Genomic DNA, 16,475 nt, shown 5'->3' with positions numbered 1-16,475 from the left:
TCACGAATTTCGTAGCCCGCCCCGGCGCGCATCGCCAGCGTTACAGCACGTAACGGCTCAGATCGGCGGAGCGGGACAGGTCGCCAAGGTTCTTCTCGACGAAATCGGCATCCACCACCACCGCCTCGCCGCCCCGGTCCGGCGCGGTGAAGGACAGCTCCTCGAACACCCGCTCCATCACCGTGTAAAGCCGCCGCGCCCCGATATTCTCGATGCTGCGGTTCACCTCGGCGGCAATGCGGGCCAGCGCGGCGATGCCTTCGGGGGTAAAGGTCACCGTCACCTGCTCCGTCGCCATCAGCGCTGTGTATTGGCGGGTCAGCGCGTTGTCCGTCTCGGTCAGGATTCGCACGAAATCCTCTTCCGTCAGCGCGCGCAGCTCCACCCGGATCGGCAGGCGGCCCTGCAACTCGGGCAGCAGGTCCGAGGGCTTGGCGATGTGGAAGGCGCCCGAGGCGATGAACAGGATATGGTCGGTCTTCACCGGGCCATATTTGGTGCTGACCGTCGTGCCCTCGATCAGCGGCAGCAGGTCGCGCTGCACGCCCTCGCGCGAGATATCGGCGCCGCGGGCATCGGCGCGGGCGCAGACCTTGTCGATCTCGTCGATGAACACGATGCCGCTCTCCTGCACCGCCTCCAGCGCGGCGGCCTTCACGATCTCATCGTCCAGCAACTTGTCGGCCTCTTCGCTGATCAGCAGGTCATAGCTTTCGGCCACGGTCAGCTTCTTGCGGATCTTGCGGGCGCCGAAGGCCTTGCCGAAGATCTCGCCCAGGTTCATCGCACCCATGCCCATCCCGCCGGGCTGCCCCGGCAGTTCGAACGGCATGGCGGGGCCGCTGTCGGCCACCTCCAGCTCGATCACCGTCGCGTCCAGCTCGCCGCGCTTCAGCTTGCCGCGGAACATCTCGCGGGTGCCCTCGCGCGCCTCGGTGCCGGCCAGCGCCTCGATCACCCGTTCCTCGGCGGCCTTGTGGGCGCGGGCCTTCACCTCCTCGCGCATTCGGGTGCGGGTGTCGACGATGGCGGCATCGGCCAGATCACGGATGATCTGTTCGACATCGCGGCCGACATAGCCGACCTCGGTGAACTTCGTCGCCTCGACCTTGATGAAGGGCGCGCGGGCCAGCTTTGCCAGACGGCGGCTGATCTCGGTCTTGCCGACGCCGGTGGGACCGATCATCAGGATGTTCTTCGGATACACCTCTTCGCGCAGGTCATCCCCCAGCAGCTTGCGCCGCCAGCGGTTGCGCAGGGCCACGGCCACGGCGCGCTTGGCGCCACTTTGGCCGATGATGTAGCGGTCGAGCTCGGATACGATCTCGCGCGGGGTCAGGTCGGTCATGGGGTCTCCAGATAGGGCGGCAGGCGGCGCTTGCCCGGAAAGCCCGGGAGCGCGCGCATCAGGCGGGCGCGCAGGTCAGTCCAGGTGGCGCCAAGGCCGGTGATGACGGCGCCGAGGATCAGCACGACCCAGGGCCAGTCCAGCTCGCCGCCCTGCCGGGCGACAAGCGTGATGAGGAAGGCGAGGTAACCGATGCCTGCGGTCAGGAAGCTGCGCCGGTCGATCACCAGCGCCAGCATGGCGATCAGCCCGAGCGCGAGCGCCAGCAGCACATAGCCGGTGCCGGGGCCCATGTTGTAGAAGGTCAGCGCCACGGTGTTCACCAGCGCCGGCGCGGCCAGCAGATGCAGCCAGAACCCGCTGGCGGCATGGCGGCCAAGCCGGTGCGGATCGCGGCTGTCGAACCACATGCCACCTGCGAAGGCCGCAAGGCCAAAGGCCAGCGTGCCAAGCGCAAGGCCGGACCCGGCGCGCAGATCGAACATCGCCTGCCAGCCATGCAGGGCAGCGTCCGGCGCGATGCTGTCCGTGACGATGACGACGGCCGCAAGCCCGGTCAGCCCCAGCAGGAACATGGTGAAGGGCAGGCGGAACACGCGATACCACAGCGCCAGCCCCGCCGCGATCAGCGCACAGGTCAGCAGCCCGCCGCCGGTCCCCTCCGGTCCCACCAGCCAGCCCGCCACCGCGGCGATGGCGGCCGCAAAGCCGCAGACCAGCACGATCGACGGCAGCACCATCCGCCGCCGCAGGGTGAAATAGCGCGCCAGCATCCAGCAAGCGCCAGCGGTCACCGCCATCAGCAGCAGCGGGCTGCCGAACAGCGCCGAGATGCCGATCACGCCCGACAGCAGCAGCACGAGCCCGACCGAGATGAAGATCTCGGCAAAGCCGCGGAACAGCTCGAAGGGTTCGTCTTCTTCCGGCAGGGTGCTGCGGGCGCCATGCCGGGCCTGCGCCAGCGCCAGCAGGCTGGCGGCCTGCGGTTCGGTCAGCAGCCCGGCGGCAACGCCGGCGCGCAGGTCATCGCGGGTGAAGCCGGGGGCGTCAGTCACGGCTGGAGACATGGCTGGCCCCCTCGATGCTCTCCACCGTCAGCTTGCCATTGGTGTAGACGCAGATGTCAGCCGCAATCGCCATCGCCTTGCGGGCGATGGTCTCGGCATCGAACTCCGTCTCCATCAGCGCCCGTGCGGCGGCCAAGGCATAGTTCCCGCCCGAGCCGATGGCGGCGACGTCATGCTCCGGCTCCAGCACATCGCCTGCGCCGGTAACGACCAGCAGCGCGGTGCCGTCGGTCACGATCAGCATCGCCTCCAGCTTTTGCAGATACTTGTCGGTGCGCCAGTCCTTTGCCAGTTCCACGCATGCGCGGGCCAGTTGGCCGGGCGCGGCCTCCAGCTTCTTCTCGAGCCGCTCCAGCAGGGTGAAGGCATCGGCGGTCGATCCGGCGAAGCCAGCGACCACGTCATGCCCGCCGGGTGACAGGCGGCGCACCTTGCGGGCCGAGCCCTTGATGACCGTCTGGCCAAGGCTGACCTGGCCATCGCCGGCAATCACCACCTTGCCGCCGCGGCGCACCCCGATGATCGTGGTGCCGTGCCAGCCTGGAAACTCGTCACGCGTCATGGATCTGCCTTCCGTTGTGTCACGGACTGAATATGGGCGTGGGGCCGTGGGCCGCAACCCCGCTTGCCGCCCCTTCCCCTCGCCACGCAGATCGGCCAGCATGGTGCGGGGCCAAACGGACAGGATGGGAATGAGCAGGACAGGGCTGGAACAGGCGGCGATGGCGCTGTGGCCGCGGCTCGCCGCGATGGCAGAGGTGCCGGTTGATGGCTATGCGCCCAAGATGCTGTCCTGGCGCGACGAGCCCACCCGCCGCCGCATCGTGCTGGAGATGACGGCCCCCGGCCACCCACCGCTGGTGCTGAAACTGGCGCCGCTGCCGGCCGATCCCGCGCTGTTCTCGGGCAGCCTTGCCGCGCAGCAGGCCGCCCTGCGCGCCATGGGTGGAGGGGTGCCGCGCGTGCTCGCCGCCCTGCCCGAAAGCCATGCCCTGCTGATGGAGCGGGTGCCGGGCGACACCGCCGCCGCGATCATGGAACAGGCGACGCGGCCCGAACAGCTCGATGACGCGCTGGAGGCGTGTGGTGCCTGGCTCTCGCGCTTCCACACCGCCACCGATGCCGGGATGCGCGCCTACCGCCCCCGCGCCGTCTGCGACCACCTGGCCCGTCAGCGTGACGCGGTGGAGGCCGGCCGCCGCCAGGTGCCGCTGGCGCGCGAGTTCCTCGCGCTGAGCGACCGGGTGATCGCCGAGGGCGCGCGCTATGATGGCTTGCCCGCCCGCGCCGGGGGGCGGCACGGCGACATGAACCTGCGCAACCTGGTGCTGGCGGGCGATCCGCCGGGGCAGGGCGGGGCATGGGGGCTGGACTTCGCCCCGGCGCAAAGCGCCCCCGTGGGGCATGACGTGGCTCGGCTGCTGCTGAACTATGCCGTCACCTGCACCGACCCCGAGCAGATCCCCGAGGGCGAGGTGCTGCCGCCGCGGGCACTGGTGGCCTTCTTCAAGGGCTACGCGTTCTCGGGCTGCGACGACGCCAGCATCGGCTTCCTGCTGCGCAACCAGATTGTCGCAGACTGGGCGCGGATTCCGGCGGCGGCGGCGAAGTCCGACCTTCTGCAGCAGATCCGGCTGGCAGCGCTCCGCGCCATCGCGCGGCGGGCGTTCCCGGACCTGCGCTGAACGCAAAAGGGGCGCCGCAATGGGCGCCCCTCTCGTTTCGGTTGCCAGCAATCAGATCGCCGACTGGATCCAGCTTTGCAGTGCGGCCTTGGGCGCAGCACCAACCTTGTTCGACACGACCTGGCCGTCCTTGAACAGGAACAGCGCCGGGATGCCGCGCACACCCAGCTGCGCCGGGCTGTCGGGGTTCTCGTCGACGTTGATCTTCACGATCTTGACCTTGCCTTCCATCTCGGTGGCGATCTCTTCCAGCGCCGGGCCGATCTGGCGGCAGGGGCCGCACCATTCGGCCCAGAAGTCCACGACGACCGGAATATCCGACTGGCGGACTTCGGCGTCAAAGGTGGCATCGGTCACGGCATGGGTCGCCATCGGCGTTCTCCTGATGAAACGGGTTGGACCTGAAAGTATGGATGCGGGCAGGGCAGGTCAAGGGATGGTGCCCGCTTGCAAGGCCGCCCTCACGATATCGCAAGGCAGCGGCATCAGCTGGCCGGTTCGCACCCACAGGATCGCGGTGTCGATCCGGCGGCCCGGGTAGATCTGTTCCAGCGCCGCGGCATAGGCCCCCATCTGGCGCAGCAGGCCCAAGGGCACATCCTCGGGGCGTGAGGGAACCACGGCGTTCGACTTGTAGTCGATCGCCAGCACCCGGTCCTCGCCGATCCACAGCCGGTCGAGGATGCCGTGGATCCTGCGGCCGCCGAGTTCCGCCAGATGCGCGGTGATCTCGACTTCGGCCAGTGTCTCGGGGCCGAGCCAGGGGCGCATCGCCTCGCTGGTCAGAACCGCCTGCGCCTCGACCAGAACAGTCTCTATCTCTGCAGGATCGGCACTGTCTTCGCCGACCGAGAGCAGCCGCAGGGCGATCTCAGCCTGCGCCTCAATGGGCCAGTCGGGCAGATGCTCCAACAGCAGGTGCAACTGCCGCCCTCGGCGCAGCGCGGCATCCTCATCCAGCAACGCCGCCTCGCCGGGCAGCGCCTTGGCGCCGCCGAGGTCCGAGGGGGAGAGCGGCTTTTCCGGCCCGATGGCGGGCGGCGCCGGGTGCAGCGCCCAACCCGGCAGAGGCGGCAAATCCGCTTGAGCCACGATGGGGGCAGCGGCGGGCGCATCCGCCGGCCATTCGCCCGAGGCAAAGCGCAGGATCGGCCCAAACCCCGCCTGCGCCGGTTCGGCCCCGGCCTTCTCCATCGCGGCGGCCACAAGGCTCCACCACTGATCGCCGCTATTGCCCGCATCGCCCGCGCCGCAGGCCACCAGCCAGCTTTCCGCCCGCGTCATCGCCACATAGAGCAGCCGGTCCCGCTCCTCCGCCTCCCGCGCCTTCGCGGCCGCGCGGGCCGCAGTCATCAGCGGGGGCGAGTCATCGGCATTCGCACCCCAGACCGGCGGGCCATCCTCCAGCCGCAGGATCGCGGCGCCCCGGTTGCGCTCGCCGCGGATGGTGTCGGGCAAGATCACCACCGGCGCCTCCAGCCCCTTGGCGCCATGCACCGTCATCACCCGGATGGCGCGGCCCGCCGCCTCGGGACGGCGCTTCACCTCGACATCGCCGCCCTCCATCCAGACCAGGAACCCAGTCAGGCTGGGCACCGCGCTGCGTTCAAAGGCCAGCGCCTGGGTCAGCAGCTCATCGATGCCGTCCTCCGCCTCCGGCCCCAGCCGCGCCACCAGCCGCTTGCGGCCACCGTGGCGCGTCAGCAGCCGTTCGATCAGCTCATAGGGCCGCAGGAAATCGGCCCGGTCGCGCAGGTCATTCAGGATCGCGCGCGTGTCCGCATGATCCTCGCGCCCGCGCAGCGCCTGCCACAGGTAGCCCTTGCGCGGCTGCGCCAGATCGTAAAGCTGCGCCTCGGTCCAGCCGAACAGGGGCGAGCGGAGGGCCGCGGCCAGCGACAGGTCATCCTCGGGCGTCGCCAGAAAGGCCAGCACGGCGCGGATGTCCTTCACCGCCAGCTCGCCGCCCAGCTTCAGCCGGTCGGCGCCCGCAATCGCCAGCCCCGCCGCCTTGCAGGCCGCGATGATCTCGGCGAACAGCTCCGAGCGCCGCTGCACCAGGATCAGGAAATCACCCTCATGTACCGGGCGCGTGCCGCCGGGCACCGGGATCTGCGTGCCCGCGGCGATGGTTTCACCGATCCAAGCCGCGATGCGGCGGGCCAGCTGCACCGCCGGATGCGCCTCGGGCAACTGGTCCACCGGCGCGTCCCAGGCCTCGGGCTCCTCGCGCTCCGCCTTGGGGATCAGCGGCCAAAGGTCCACGCGCCCCGGCATCTGCTCCTTGAAGGCCAGGTGCAGCGGCGCGCCGCCGATGCCGCGATCTTCGCGCCCGTCAAAGGCAAGGTCCACCACGTGCAGCACCGCGGGGGCAGAGCGGAAGGAGTGGTCCAGCGTCAGATCCTGCATCGCCGCGCCGACGGCCTGAAAACGGCTGGCAAACTGGCCGCGCATCCGGTCAAAGGCGGTCAGGTCGGCGCCCTGAAAGCTGTAGATCGACTGTTTCTTGTCCCCCACCACGAACAGCGTGCGCCGCCCTTCGCGCGCGCCCTCGCCGGCGGTGAACTCCTCGCTCAGCCGTTCGATCACCGCCCATTGGCCGGGGCTGGTATCTTGTGCCTCATCCACCAGAATGTGGTCGATGCCGCCATCGAGCCGGAACAGCACCCATTGCGCCACGCTGCGGTCCGACAGCAACCGCCCGGCGCGGGCGATCAGGTCATCGAAATCCAGCCAGCCGCGGGCGGCCTTGCGGGCGTGATAGCGCGGCAGGAAGGCGGCGGCGAAACGGTGCAGCGCCAGCGCGCGCTCTGCTGCCGCGAGCGCGATCCGCCGCGGCCGCGCCGCCTCCACCCGCAGCATCAGCGCCTGCAGGCGGGGCATCAGCGGCGCGCAGGGGCCGGAGGCAAGGCCCTTGGTCGGGAAGCTGCCGGTCTTGGCAGTGAAGGGCTCTTTCGCGCCCTTGCCGGTCAGCAGCACATCTTCCAGCGCGGTCAGGCAGTCGGTGTCCGTGAGGTTCAGCGAGGCCAGCCGCTCCCCCGCCTTGCAATCGTTGGGGCCGCTCGCCAGCAGCAGCGGCACCAAGTCGGCCAGCAGCGCCGCTTCATCCCCCATCAGCACCTCGGCCAGCAGCGCGGCGCGGTCATGGCCGGGCGGCAGGCCGAACAGCGCCAGCGCCGCCGGGCGGCTCAGCGGAACGGCAAATGCGTCACTATTCCTGCACAAATCGCCCAGCACCGGCGAGAGGTCATCGCCCGCCACCAGCCCCGCCAGCGCATCCACGGCGCCGACATCCTCGCCGCCCGCAAGCTCTTCCACGATCTCGGCGCGCAAGAGTTCGGCGGCGCGGTCATCCATCTCGGTGAAGCTGGGCGACACGCCCGCCTCCAGCGGGAAGCGCCGCAGCAGGCCGGCGCAAAACGAATGGATCGTCTGGATCCGCAGCCCGCCCGGCGTCTCGATGGCGCGGGCGAACAACCGCCGCGCCTCGGCCAGCGTCTCGTCGCTGACCATGCCGTCGATGCCAAGCTCGGCCAGCGCGGCGCGCAGGCGGCCCTCCTCCAGCATCGCCCACTCACCAAGGCGCCGGAACAGGCGGTTCTGCATCTCGGACGCGGCGGCCTTGGTATAGGTCAGGCACAGGATATGCTGCGGCTCGGTCCCGCCCAGAAGCAGCCGCGCCACCCGGTCCGTCAGCACCCGGGTCTTGCCTGACCCGGCATTGGCCGACAGCCAGGTCGAGGCGCGGGGCTCTGCTGCCAGAACCTGCCGCTGGCTTGCGGCGTTGCGGGTCATGATGCCTCCTCCGGGCCGACGCGCTCGGGGGTGGCGGCCTCGTTCAGCTCCCATTCGCCATAGCGCGAGAGGTGGTCGTAATCGCTGACATCGCGCTGCTCGAACATCGCGCGGCGGGCGGTATAGCCGCGCCCTTCCAACAGATAGCCGCCGATCAGCCGGTGCAGGCCCGACCAGGTCTTGCCAAGAATGTCATCCTCCAGCGGGTTGGTGACCAGCTTGGCGCCGGTGCCAAGGCCGATATAGGTGACGGCCTCCACCTCGCGCGGGCCAAGCGCCGCGAAGGCACCGCGTTCGGCCATCGCCGCCTCCAGCAGCAGTTGCTTTTCGAAATGTTCCTGCATCTTCAGGCTTGGCGGCTCGCCGGTCTTGTAGTCGTAGATATGCACCCGGCCATCTTCCAGCAGGTCGATCCTGTCGGGGCGCGCGGTGAGGGTGAAACCAAGCGTTTGCAGTGTGACAGAGCCTGTTTTCTCGATCAGCATCGGCGCGCCACGCGCTGCGCGCCCGGCCTCTGCCGCCAGAAAGCGCGGCGCCACGCGGGCCAGCCGCGCCCGCCACAGCCGCCGTGCGCTTGGCCAGGGGATCTCTTCGGTCAGCACCGCATCCGCGACCGCCAGCAGCCGGGCCGCCGCCGCCTCGGGCGTCTCGCCTGCCGGGCGCTGGCGGATGAACCGCTCCACGATCAGGTGCAGCGCCTGCCCGCGCAGCCGCGCATCGGGGGCTGCGCCGATCGGGTCCAGCGGGCGAAGCCGCAGGATATGGCGGGCGTAGATGGCATAGGGATCGCGGATCAGGGTGCGGATGCCGGTCACCGCAAGCTCGCGCGGGCGGTGGGCCAGCGGCGGGCGCGGGGCGGGGCGGTGGGCGCGGGGGGCGGGGGCCTCGGGTGCCTCCAGCCGTAGCGCATCCGCGATCAGTGCCGCGCCGCGCGCCTGCATCGCCGCCAGCGCCTGCGGGCCGCCCTGCGCCGCCAGCCCGTTGAGCAGGTTGGTCAACCGGTTCAGCCAGCGCGAGGGCACGGTTTCCGCCTCGGCATCGCGCAGGGCGCGGCTGAGCACCACGTCGCGCGCCGCCACTGCCTGCTGGAAATCATGCGCGGCAAGGCCGACGCGGCGCTCGGGCAGCAGCAGCCCCGCCTCGGCCCGCATCTTGCGCGACAGCCAGGGGTCCGGCGGCGGCAGTTCCGGCCAGACGCCATCGGTCAACCCGCCGAGGATCACCAGATCCGCCCCCTGCACCCGCGCCTCGAGCGTGCCCCAGATCGCGATCAGCGGATGCGGCGCATCGGGGGTGCGGACAGAGCCCGCTTGCAGCAGCGTCGCCAGCAGGTCTGCAAAGTCATGCGGGGTGAAGCTGCCGCCATGCGGGGCCTCGCGCTGAAGCTCTCCCATGATCCGCGCGGCCTCGCGCCCTGCCGCCTCGGCCCAGAGGGGTTTGGGCGAGCCACCCGGGCCGGCCGCAAGCGCCTCGGCCCGGACCAAAAGCGTCTCTATGCAGGCCAAAAGCGGGCGTTCGCCGGTGAGCGCCTCCAGCCCGCACAGCGTCTCGCCCAGCCACTGGGTCCAAGCCTCCCGGCCATCCTCCGGCCCCTTCGCGGCCCATTTCGCCAGATCGGCAGCCCCCGGGAACGCGGGCCCATGACGGCGCAGATGCAGCTCCAGCTCGCGCGTGAACAGCAGATGCGGGCCGCGGGTGTCGCCGCCCGTGCAGGTCAGCGGGTGCTTGAGCAGGGTCAGCAGGGCCTCGACCGTCAGCTTCTGCCCCACCAGGGCCGCGACATGGCGCAAGAAGCGGCCCGGCGGCGATAGCACCAGCGGCTGGCCGGCGGATTCGTCGGCGAGGATCCCCCAGCGATCCAGCGCCGCCGCCACGCGCCGCCCGAGCAGCCGGTCGGGCGTGACCAGCGCAGCGCGGGTGCCGTCCTCGGCCGCCTGCCGCAGCCGCAGCGCAATGGCGAGCGCCTCGGTCCGCGGGTTCGGGGCCTCGATCAGCGTCAGCCCCGCGGTGGCGCCGGCCAGATCGGCCAGCCGCGCGCCCTCGGTCAGCCATTGGTCCGTCACCGGCGCGGGGCGCAGGGCGAGCGAGACCAGGCGGTTGCGCGCATCCGAGGGGGCCTGCGCCTCGCTCCAACGCGCCACGTCACGCGGGGTCAGGTCCAGTGCGCGGGTCAGCGTCCAGAAGCGGTATTGCGGGTGGTCCTCGGCCGGGAAGATGCCGTCGTCGAGGGCGGTCCACACCGCCTCGGGCAAGTCGAAGTCGAAGCCGGGCAGCACCACCGCGCCTTGTGGCAGCCGCGCTACCGCCTGCAGGAACAGCGATGTCGCCCCGCGCGAGCCGGTGGACCCTGCGGCGATCACCGGCCCCGACGGCGGCGCCTCGGCCCAGGCCTGCACCAGCGCCTCGGCCACCTTGCGCTGCCGCGCCTCGGGGTCGGGCGCTTCGGAGCCGTCGAAATAGCGCGCGACGATGCGGATGAAGGCCAGCGCCCGCTGCCAATGCGCGGCATGGTCGGCGATGTCGAGCCGTTCCAGCGCGGCAGGGTCGACGCCCTCACCCTGCATCTCGTCCATCAGCGTGGCAAGGCTGTCGGCAAGGTCATAGGTGGCGGTTCCGGGCGCGAAATCGGGTTGGCGGGCGACCAGCACGGCCACCAGCTGCGCCAGCTCCAGCCGCCGGCGCAGCGGCGGGATCGCGGGCGGCAGCCCCGCCAGCGGATCGCGGCCAAGATCGGTGACCAGCCGCAGCCGCGGCAGCAGACGCGCGCCGCGCGCGCCGAACACCTCGCGCACCCGGCGCAGCATCCGGTGGGTGTTGAGATACAGCGTCACCCGCGCCATCGCCTCGGGCGGCTGGCCCGCCATCCGCGCGATCATCCCGTCCACCAGCGCCGCCGGGAAATCGGCGCCGCAGGGCAGGGCGAACAGGCGCGGTCTGGCGGAGGGGTCAAACACCTTGCGCCGCTTCCGCCAGCAGCGCCTCGGCCAACGGCAGCGAGCTCGGCTGGCCGACATCGCACCAGCCGCCTGGGTGGATCACGCCGAACAGCCGGCCGCGCGCCTCTGCGGCATCCCACAGCCGGTTGCTGGAGAAGATGCGCTCCGGCACCGCCTCCAGCAGCCGGGGTGAGATGATCTGCGCACCTGTATGCACCACCGCCGGCACGAAGCCCGGGCCGCGGCTCAGCCCGCCATCCTCCGCCATGGCGAAATCGCCGCGGCCCTTGTGACCGGTGGCGCGGGCGGGTGGCAGCACCAGCAGCAGCGCGTCCATCCGGTCCGCATCCCAGGCGGCGGCGAGCGTTTCCAGCGGATTGGGGCCAGTCCAGACCGCATCGGTGTTGAGCGTGTAGACCGGGTCCGCGTCCAGCAGCGGCAGTGCGGCGCGCAGGCCGCCGCCGGTTTCCAGCAATTCCGGCTCATGCGACAGCAAAAACCCGCGCCCGGCGACATGGGCGGCGATCTGGTCCGCCCGATAGTGGGTGTTCACCACGACGCGCAGCCCCGTTGGCACCAGCGCCAGCGCATGGTCGATGAGCGCGCGCCCGGCGACGGGGATCAGCGGCTTGGGCCGGTCCGCCGTCAGCGCGCCCATGCGGGTGCCGAAGCCGGCGGCGTAGAGCATCAGCGCAGCGGGTGGCATCCGGCCTGCTCCTTGATCCGTTGCAGGGCGGCGGCATCCGGCGCGGGCAGGGTGGATGCGACGGCGGCTTGCAGCTCCGCCAGCTCCGGATGCGCCAGATCGCGTTGCAGCAGGCCCCAGACCCGGGGGATCAGGTCCACATACTGCGGCTTGCCGTAATGCATCGAGAGGCGGGCGAAGACGCCGAGGATGCGCAGGTTCCGCTGCGCGCCGCAGAAGGCGTATTCGGCGGAAAAGCGGCCCGGGTCCAGCCGGTTTTGCGCGCAATAGCGGGCGACCATCTCGGCCTCGACGGCCTCTGGCACGTCGCGGCGGGCGTCCTGCAGCATCGACACGAGGTCATAGGCGCGGGGGCCGGCCATCGCGTCCTGAAAGTCCAGCAGGCCGACGCGGGCGATGCCGGAGCGGCCGGGCAGCCAGAGCAGGTTTTCGGCATGGTAGTCGCGCAGGGCCATCACCGGGTCGCCGGGCGCGAGGGTGTTTTTGAGCGCTGCGACGAGATCGGCAAAACCGGCGCTGTCGGTGTGGGTGCCGGTGACGCCCGGCAGATACCAGTCCAGCGCCAGCGCGGCCATCTTGCCCATCAGCGCGGCGTCATAGGCGCGCAGGCCCGAGGGCAGAGGCGACCCATGTAGATGGGTCAGCACATCGGTTGCGGCGGCATAGAGGGTGGTTTCCTGCGCGGGGTCGCGGGCGAGCACCCGGGCGAAGAGATCGTCGCCCAGATCCTCGAGCAGCAGGAAGCCCTGCGCCCGGTCCTCTGCCAACACGTCCGGAGCCGTCAGCCCGCGCAGCAGCAGGGCACGGTCGATGGCGAGGAAGGGCGCGACATCTTCGCCCTTGGCGGGATCGGCATCCATCAGCACGGCGCGGCCGCCACCCGCGCGGATCAGGCGGTCATATTTGCGGTTGGAGGCATCGCCGGCGAGGCGGCTGCGCGCGGCATCGCCCCAGCCGGCAGCAGCGATGAAGGCGGCGGCGTCGCGCGGGGCTTCGGTCATCGGGGGCTCCATGGCCAGGATTGCGTGCCAGCGCGGGTCGGCGGCGGTGAGCGTCAGGCGCCGCCCGTCACCGTCCGGCTCGGGCGCGAAGGCCAGGGTCAGCGCGTTCGCCGGGGCGAGGCTGCCAAGCCGGTCAGGCCATTCGATCAGGCACAACGCTTCGGAGAAAGCCTCTTCGAGCCCCAGCTCCCCGGCCTCGGCTGGCGAGGTCAGGCGATAGAGGTCGGCGTGCCAGATTTCCAGCCCCGCGGCCAGATAGGTCTGCACCAGCGTGAAGGTGGGGGAGGGCACATCCTCGGTACGGTCCTCGGCGGCGAGAAGCGACTGGATGAGGGAACGCGCGAAATGGGTCTTGCCGGCGCCGATCGGGCCTTGCAGCAGCAGCACGTCGCCGGCGCGCAATTGGGGGGCCAGGTGCCGGGCCAGCCTCGCCGTGGCCTCGGCGTCTTGCAGGCGCAGCGCCAGACGCAGCGGCGCTGCGGGCGATCCTGGCGGTGTGAGGGGGGCGAGGTGCGGGGCATCGGTCATGTGCCCGACTTTTATCCGCCCGGGCCGCAGCCGCAAGCGCCGAGGCGCCGGCATGACAGGTTGGCCGGGCAGCGGCGTTGAGCCGATGCAGCCGAAAGGTGCGGCGGTCTGCGGAGTTGCTTCACCTCCGCCGCCTCGCTGTCGATCTTCAGGCCTTTGCGCGATCCGGCTCCAGAACCTCGTCCGCGACCGGGCGATGGAGGTCTGCCGGATAGTCGGGGGCAACCTCGGGCGTCGCCAGGTCTCGCCGACGGCGCAATCGGCGAGGACCTAGCGGCAGCAACACATCACCGTCCTGCGGCAAGAAGCCCGCCAGCGTGGCCCCGCCGGCGATGGCCTGGAACCGGCAGGCGATGCGCTGGCCGGATTGCAGCACCGCCTCGCCGGTCCAATCGGCACGGGGGCCGATGCTGGAGATGAAATCGCGCGCATCGGCCCAGATCGGATTCGGCAGGCTGCCGGCTTGCCACAGCCGCATCGACTCGGTCGCGCCCACCTCGCTCAGGGTGGTAGCCGGGTCGGCGCCCCACATCCGCGCATAGGCGGAATTCGACATCACCAACACCCCGGCCGGCGAAAAGACGGCAATCGCCTCGGGCAGGCTGTCGACCACTGCCTGCCCCAGTTCCAGATCCGAGCGGAACCGGCGGGTCAGGGACACTTCGGCCGAGATATCCTCGATCAGCAGCGCCACCGCCCCATCGGGATGCGGGCGGCCGGTGACCTGATAGGTCAGGCCCGAGGGCAGGGTCCAGATATCCTGGTAGTGGCCGGTCGAGGCGGCCCTTTCCAGTTCGGTCATCTGCTGGCGCCAGCTGCGGTAATCCTTGGGTTCGGGGATCATCCGCGCCTCGCGCAGGCGGTCGAGGAAGGAGAACAGCGTCGGGCGGCCAGACAGGAAGTCGGCGCCAAGCGTCGTCAGGTCGATAAGCGCCGGGTTGAACAGCGCCAGTTGCCGCTGCCGGTCGAAGATCGCCAGCCCGATCGGCAGATGCGCGAAGGTCTTGGTCAGCGTCTGCACAAACTCGCGCAGCGCAGTCTCTGCCCGCACCGTCGCATCGGCGGGCAGCGCGAAATTGATGGTGCCGCCCGTCGTCTCGAGGCTGTGGCAGTCGAACCAGAGCGGCTTGTCGCGGCCGGGCAGATCCAGACGCATCCGGCGCGGCGCCGGCGGGGCAACTCCGGGCACGGGCGGCGCCGCGGGGCCCAGATCGAACAGGCGCGGCAGCGGCCAGAGGCAGGGATCCTCGACATCGCCGGTCAACGCGCCCGATTGCAGCAGGTAGGCGCGGTTTGCCCAGGTCACCTCGCCCCGCCCGTCCTGACGCCAGGCCAGAACCGGCAGCACGTCGGTGGCCTCGCGCAGACCCTCCAGTTCATCCTCCATCGCGCGCAGGCTGAGCGCATCGACCATCCGCCCCCGCCCCTCGGCCTCGGGGTCCGAGAGGGTGATCCGCGCCAGACCCGAGATCATCTCTGCCTTCAGCCGCAGCGGGGCCGGTCCGGCGCCTTTCAGCTCGAGGATGCCCCGCTCGGCAAGGCGGGCCATTTCCGCCTCGAACCGATCGAATTGCGGGCCGAGAAAGGCGCAGAGCCGAGACCAGTCGCTGCCGCGCAGTGGAGTCGCATCCATCAGCGCGCGGGCCGGGGCCGAGGCGTCTATCAGTGCCTGATCGTCGAACAGGAACACCGCTTCCTCCAGCACCGGCTCTACCTCGGCCAGCTTGCGGGGCCGGCCACGGCGCGGGGTCAGCGCCGAGAGCAGCGCCAGGGCCACGAAGGCCGACCCGACCGATGTGGCGACGAGGATAAGGGCGAAGGCCCAGTTCGGAGGCATCTGCTGACCGATCCTTCCCGTTTGTGGGCTGCGGAGGACACCGGGCCAGTCTTGGAGCGAATGGTTAATGGCTGGTTAACCCTCGCGAGCAGAACAGAAATTCCTGCAACTCATGGGCGATCGGGGATCCGGCCGGCCGCTCACTCCTCGATGCGGAGATTCTCGCCAAGCGGGCCGCTTTCGGTCGCGGCGATCCGGTCGCGCGGCCAGATCACCTCGACAATCGCGCCGCTGCGCTGCGGGCGTTCATCGGCGGTCAGGAACGGGTCGGCGGCATTGGCGAAGGTCAGCTCGGCGCCCGTCCGCTCCAGCAGGGTCTTGGCGATGAACAGGCCAAGTCCCATGCCTTCATATTCCGGGCGCTGCGCCCGGTCCGCGTCGCTGGAGCGGCGGCGGGTGAACGGGTCGCCGAGTCGGCCGAACAGCTGCGGCGGATAGCCCGGCCCGTCATCGACGATGCGGACGGAAATCTGCCACGGCGTCCATTCCACATCGATCCACACATTGGCGCGGGCGAAATCCACCGCGTTCTGGATCAGGTTGCGCAGGCCGTGCATCACCTCGGACTGGCGCAGGATCAGCGGCTGGCGCTCATCGCCGCCCGGTCCGGGCGCGGCATCGAAATGCAGCGCCTTGCCGCGGGCGGCATGGGGCTCGGCCGCGTCGCGCAGCACCTGCAGGATGGGGGCGCTGTGCATCAGCCGGTCGCTTTTGCCGCTGCGGCCCATCGAGCGCAGGATGTCGCGGCAGCGGTCGGCTTGGCTGCGGATCAGCTCTGCATCCTCGCGCAGGTCCGGCCGGTCCTCCAGTTCGTCGATCAGCTCGGCACTGACCAGCTTGATGGTGGCCAGCGGCGTGCCAAGCTCATGCGCGGCGGCAGCCACGACGCCGCCAAGATCGGTAAGCTTCTGTTCGCGCGCCAGTGCCATCTGGGTTGCCAGCAGCGCATCGCCCATCGAATGCATCTCGGACGACACCCGCCGCGCATAGATGCCGAGGAACACCACGCCGATCACGATTGCCAGCCAGTGACCGAACTCCACCAGCGGCGGCACCCGGATCTGACTGCCATCGGGCATCCGCAGCGGCAGGTTGGCATAGCCGAACAGCGTGACCATGGCGACGGTCGCAGCCGCCAGAAACACCGTGGCCCGCGTTTGCAGCGCGGTGGCGCCGATGGTGGCGGGGGCGAGGATCAGCAGCGCGAAGGGGTTGTGCAGCCCGCCGGTCAGCGCCAGCAGCAGCGCCAGTTGCGCGGTGTCGAACAGCAGCGTCATCACCGCCTCGACCTGCGTCAGCCGCTTGTTGGCGGGGTAGACGAAAATCGACACAAGGTTGGCGATGATCGCGGCGCCCACCACCAGGAAGCAGGCGCCGAGGTTGAACTGGATGCCGTAGAAGCGCCACGCAACTGTGATCGCCACCAGTTGCCCGGTGATCGCACCCCAGCGCAGCAGGATCAGCGTTTGCAGACGCATCCAATCGCTGTGCGTTTCGCGTGGAATGGCATCGGTCGTGTCGGGCATGAGCGGTCTCGATGTCGCAACGGGTGCTTGCGGGATTGATAGTGAT

Annotated in this window: 11 protein-coding genes; 1 reads left to right on the top strand and 10 read right to left on the bottom strand. The window is 70.4% G+C overall.

The annotated features are described in order from the left end of the window. Window positions 1-40: 40 nt before the first annotated feature. From hslU to hslV, 3 genes are read right to left on the bottom strand one after another with little or no spacing between them, the layout of a single operon-like run. The gene (gene hslU, locus GVY41_RS10525; RefSeq protein WP_161346212.1) at window positions 41-1,348 is read right to left on the bottom strand and encodes an ATP-dependent protease ATPase subunit HslU; all 1,308 of its coding nucleotides are present in this window, start codon (window positions 1,346-1,348) and stop codon (window positions 41-43) included. Further along, complete coding sequence (locus GVY41_RS10520) at window positions 1,345-2,415, bottom strand: hypothetical protein (protein WP_161656895.1); 1,071 nt, start codon at window positions 2,413-2,415, stop codon at window positions 1,345-1,347. Before GVY41_RS10520 ends, hslU begins: the two co-directional genes overlap by 4 nt. Continuing rightward, the gene (gene hslV, locus GVY41_RS10515; RefSeq protein ID WP_161346210.1) at window positions 2,396-2,977 is read right to left on the bottom strand and encodes an ATP-dependent protease subunit HslV; all 582 of its coding nucleotides are present in this window, start codon (window positions 2,975-2,977) and stop codon (window positions 2,396-2,398) included. The genes GVY41_RS10520 and hslV overlap by 20 nt, the downstream gene beginning before the upstream one ends. A 130-nt stretch (window positions 2,978-3,107) precedes the next feature. On the opposite strand from hslV, the gene GVY41_RS10510 reads away from it, so the two are divergent. Then, window positions 3,108-4,100 (top strand): phosphotransferase family protein, encoded by a 993-nt coding sequence (locus tag GVY41_RS10510; RefSeq protein WP_161346208.1) that lies wholly within the window; start codon window positions 3,108-3,110, stop codon window positions 4,098-4,100. Window positions 4,101-4,151: 51 nt separating this feature from the next. Here the strand turns inward: GVY41_RS10510 and trxA are convergent, their stop codons facing one another. The 7 genes from trxA to regB form a co-directional block, all read right to left on the bottom strand. Beyond that, entirely contained in the window at window positions 4,152-4,472 is a 321-nt protein-coding gene (trxA, locus tag GVY41_RS10505) for a thioredoxin (RefSeq protein WP_161346206.1), read from the bottom strand. Window positions 4,473-4,529: 57 nt separating this feature from the next. Next, window positions 4,530-7,895, bottom strand: a complete 3,366-nt coding sequence (gene addA / locus GVY41_RS10500; RefSeq protein WP_161346204.1) for a double-strand break repair helicase AddA — start codon at window positions 7,893-7,895, stop codon at window positions 4,530-4,532. Next, window positions 7,892-10,849, bottom strand: coding sequence for a double-strand break repair protein AddB (addB, locus tag GVY41_RS10495; RefSeq protein ID WP_161346202.1), 2,958 nt, complete (start codon window positions 10,847-10,849; stop codon window positions 7,892-7,894). The genes addA and addB overlap by 4 nt, the downstream gene beginning before the upstream one ends. Beyond that, window positions 10,842-11,537 carry a nucleotidyltransferase family protein gene (locus GVY41_RS10490; RefSeq protein WP_229726034.1) on the bottom strand — a complete coding sequence of 232 codons (696 nt, stop codon included), beginning with the start codon at window positions 11,535-11,537 and terminating at the stop codon, window positions 10,842-10,844. Before GVY41_RS10490 ends, addB begins: the two co-directional genes overlap by 8 nt. Continuing rightward, window positions 11,519-13,066, bottom strand: coding sequence for a tRNA (adenosine(37)-N6)-threonylcarbamoyltransferase complex ATPase subunit type 1 TsaE (gene tsaE, locus GVY41_RS10485; protein WP_161346200.1), 1,548 nt, complete (start codon window positions 13,064-13,066; stop codon window positions 11,519-11,521). Before tsaE ends, GVY41_RS10490 begins: the two co-directional genes overlap by 19 nt. Before the next feature lie 148 nt (window positions 13,067-13,214). After that, window positions 13,215-14,903 (bottom strand): PAS-domain containing protein, encoded by a 1,689-nt coding sequence (locus GVY41_RS10480; protein ID WP_161346188.1) that lies wholly within the window; start codon window positions 14,901-14,903, stop codon window positions 13,215-13,217. A 140-nt stretch (window positions 14,904-15,043) separates the two neighbouring features. Continuing rightward, window positions 15,044-16,429: a sensor histidine kinase RegB gene (gene regB / locus GVY41_RS10475; protein ID WP_161346186.1), complete on the bottom strand. Its 1,386-nt coding sequence runs from the start codon at window positions 16,427-16,429 to the stop codon at window positions 15,044-15,046. Window positions 16,430-16,475: the final 46 nt, after the last annotated feature.

The organism is Frigidibacter albus (assembly GCF_009908165.1).
GTDB lineage: Bacteria > Pseudomonadota > Alphaproteobacteria > Rhodobacterales > Rhodobacteraceae > Frigidibacter > Frigidibacter albus.
Note: the sequence above shows the minus strand (reverse complement) of the source record. Positions and strands in the feature narration are given on the sequence as shown.

Bases quoted from the DNA above. Each gene is read 5' to 3' on its own strand.
- hslU (WP_161346212.1), bottom strand. From the start codon at position 1,348: ATGACCGACCTGACCCCGCGCGAGATCGTATCCGAGCTCGACCGCTAC.
- GVY41_RS10520 (WP_161656895.1), bottom strand. From the start codon at position 2,415: ATGTCTCCAGCCGTGACTGACGCCCCCGGCTTCACCCGCGATGACCTG.
- hslV (WP_161346210.1), bottom strand. From the start codon at position 2,977: ATGACGCGTGACGAGTTTCCAGGCTGGCACGGCACCACGATCATCGGG.
- GVY41_RS10510 (WP_161346208.1), top strand. From the start codon at position 3,108: ATGAGCAGGACAGGGCTGGAACAGGCGGCGATGGCGCTGTGGCCGCGG.
- trxA (WP_161346206.1), bottom strand. From the start codon at position 4,472: ATGGCGACCCATGCCGTGACCGATGCCACCTTTGACGCCGAAGTCCGC.
- addA (WP_161346204.1), bottom strand. From the start codon at position 7,895: ATGACCCGCAACGCCGCAAGCCAGCGGCAGGTTCTGGCAGCAGAGCCC.
- GVY41_RS10490 (WP_229726034.1), bottom strand. From the start codon at position 11,537: ATGCCACCCGCTGCGCTGATGCTCTACGCCGCCGGCTTCGGCACCCGC.
- tsaE (WP_161346200.1), bottom strand. From the start codon at position 13,066: ATGACCGATGCCCCGCACCTCGCCCCCCTCACACCGCCAGGATCGCCC.
- GVY41_RS10480 (WP_161346188.1), bottom strand. From the start codon at position 14,903: ATGCCTCCGAACTGGGCCTTCGCCCTTATCCTCGTCGCCACATCGGTC.
- regB (WP_161346186.1), bottom strand. From the start codon at position 16,429: ATGCCCGACACGACCGATGCCATTCCACGCGAAACGCACAGCGATTGG.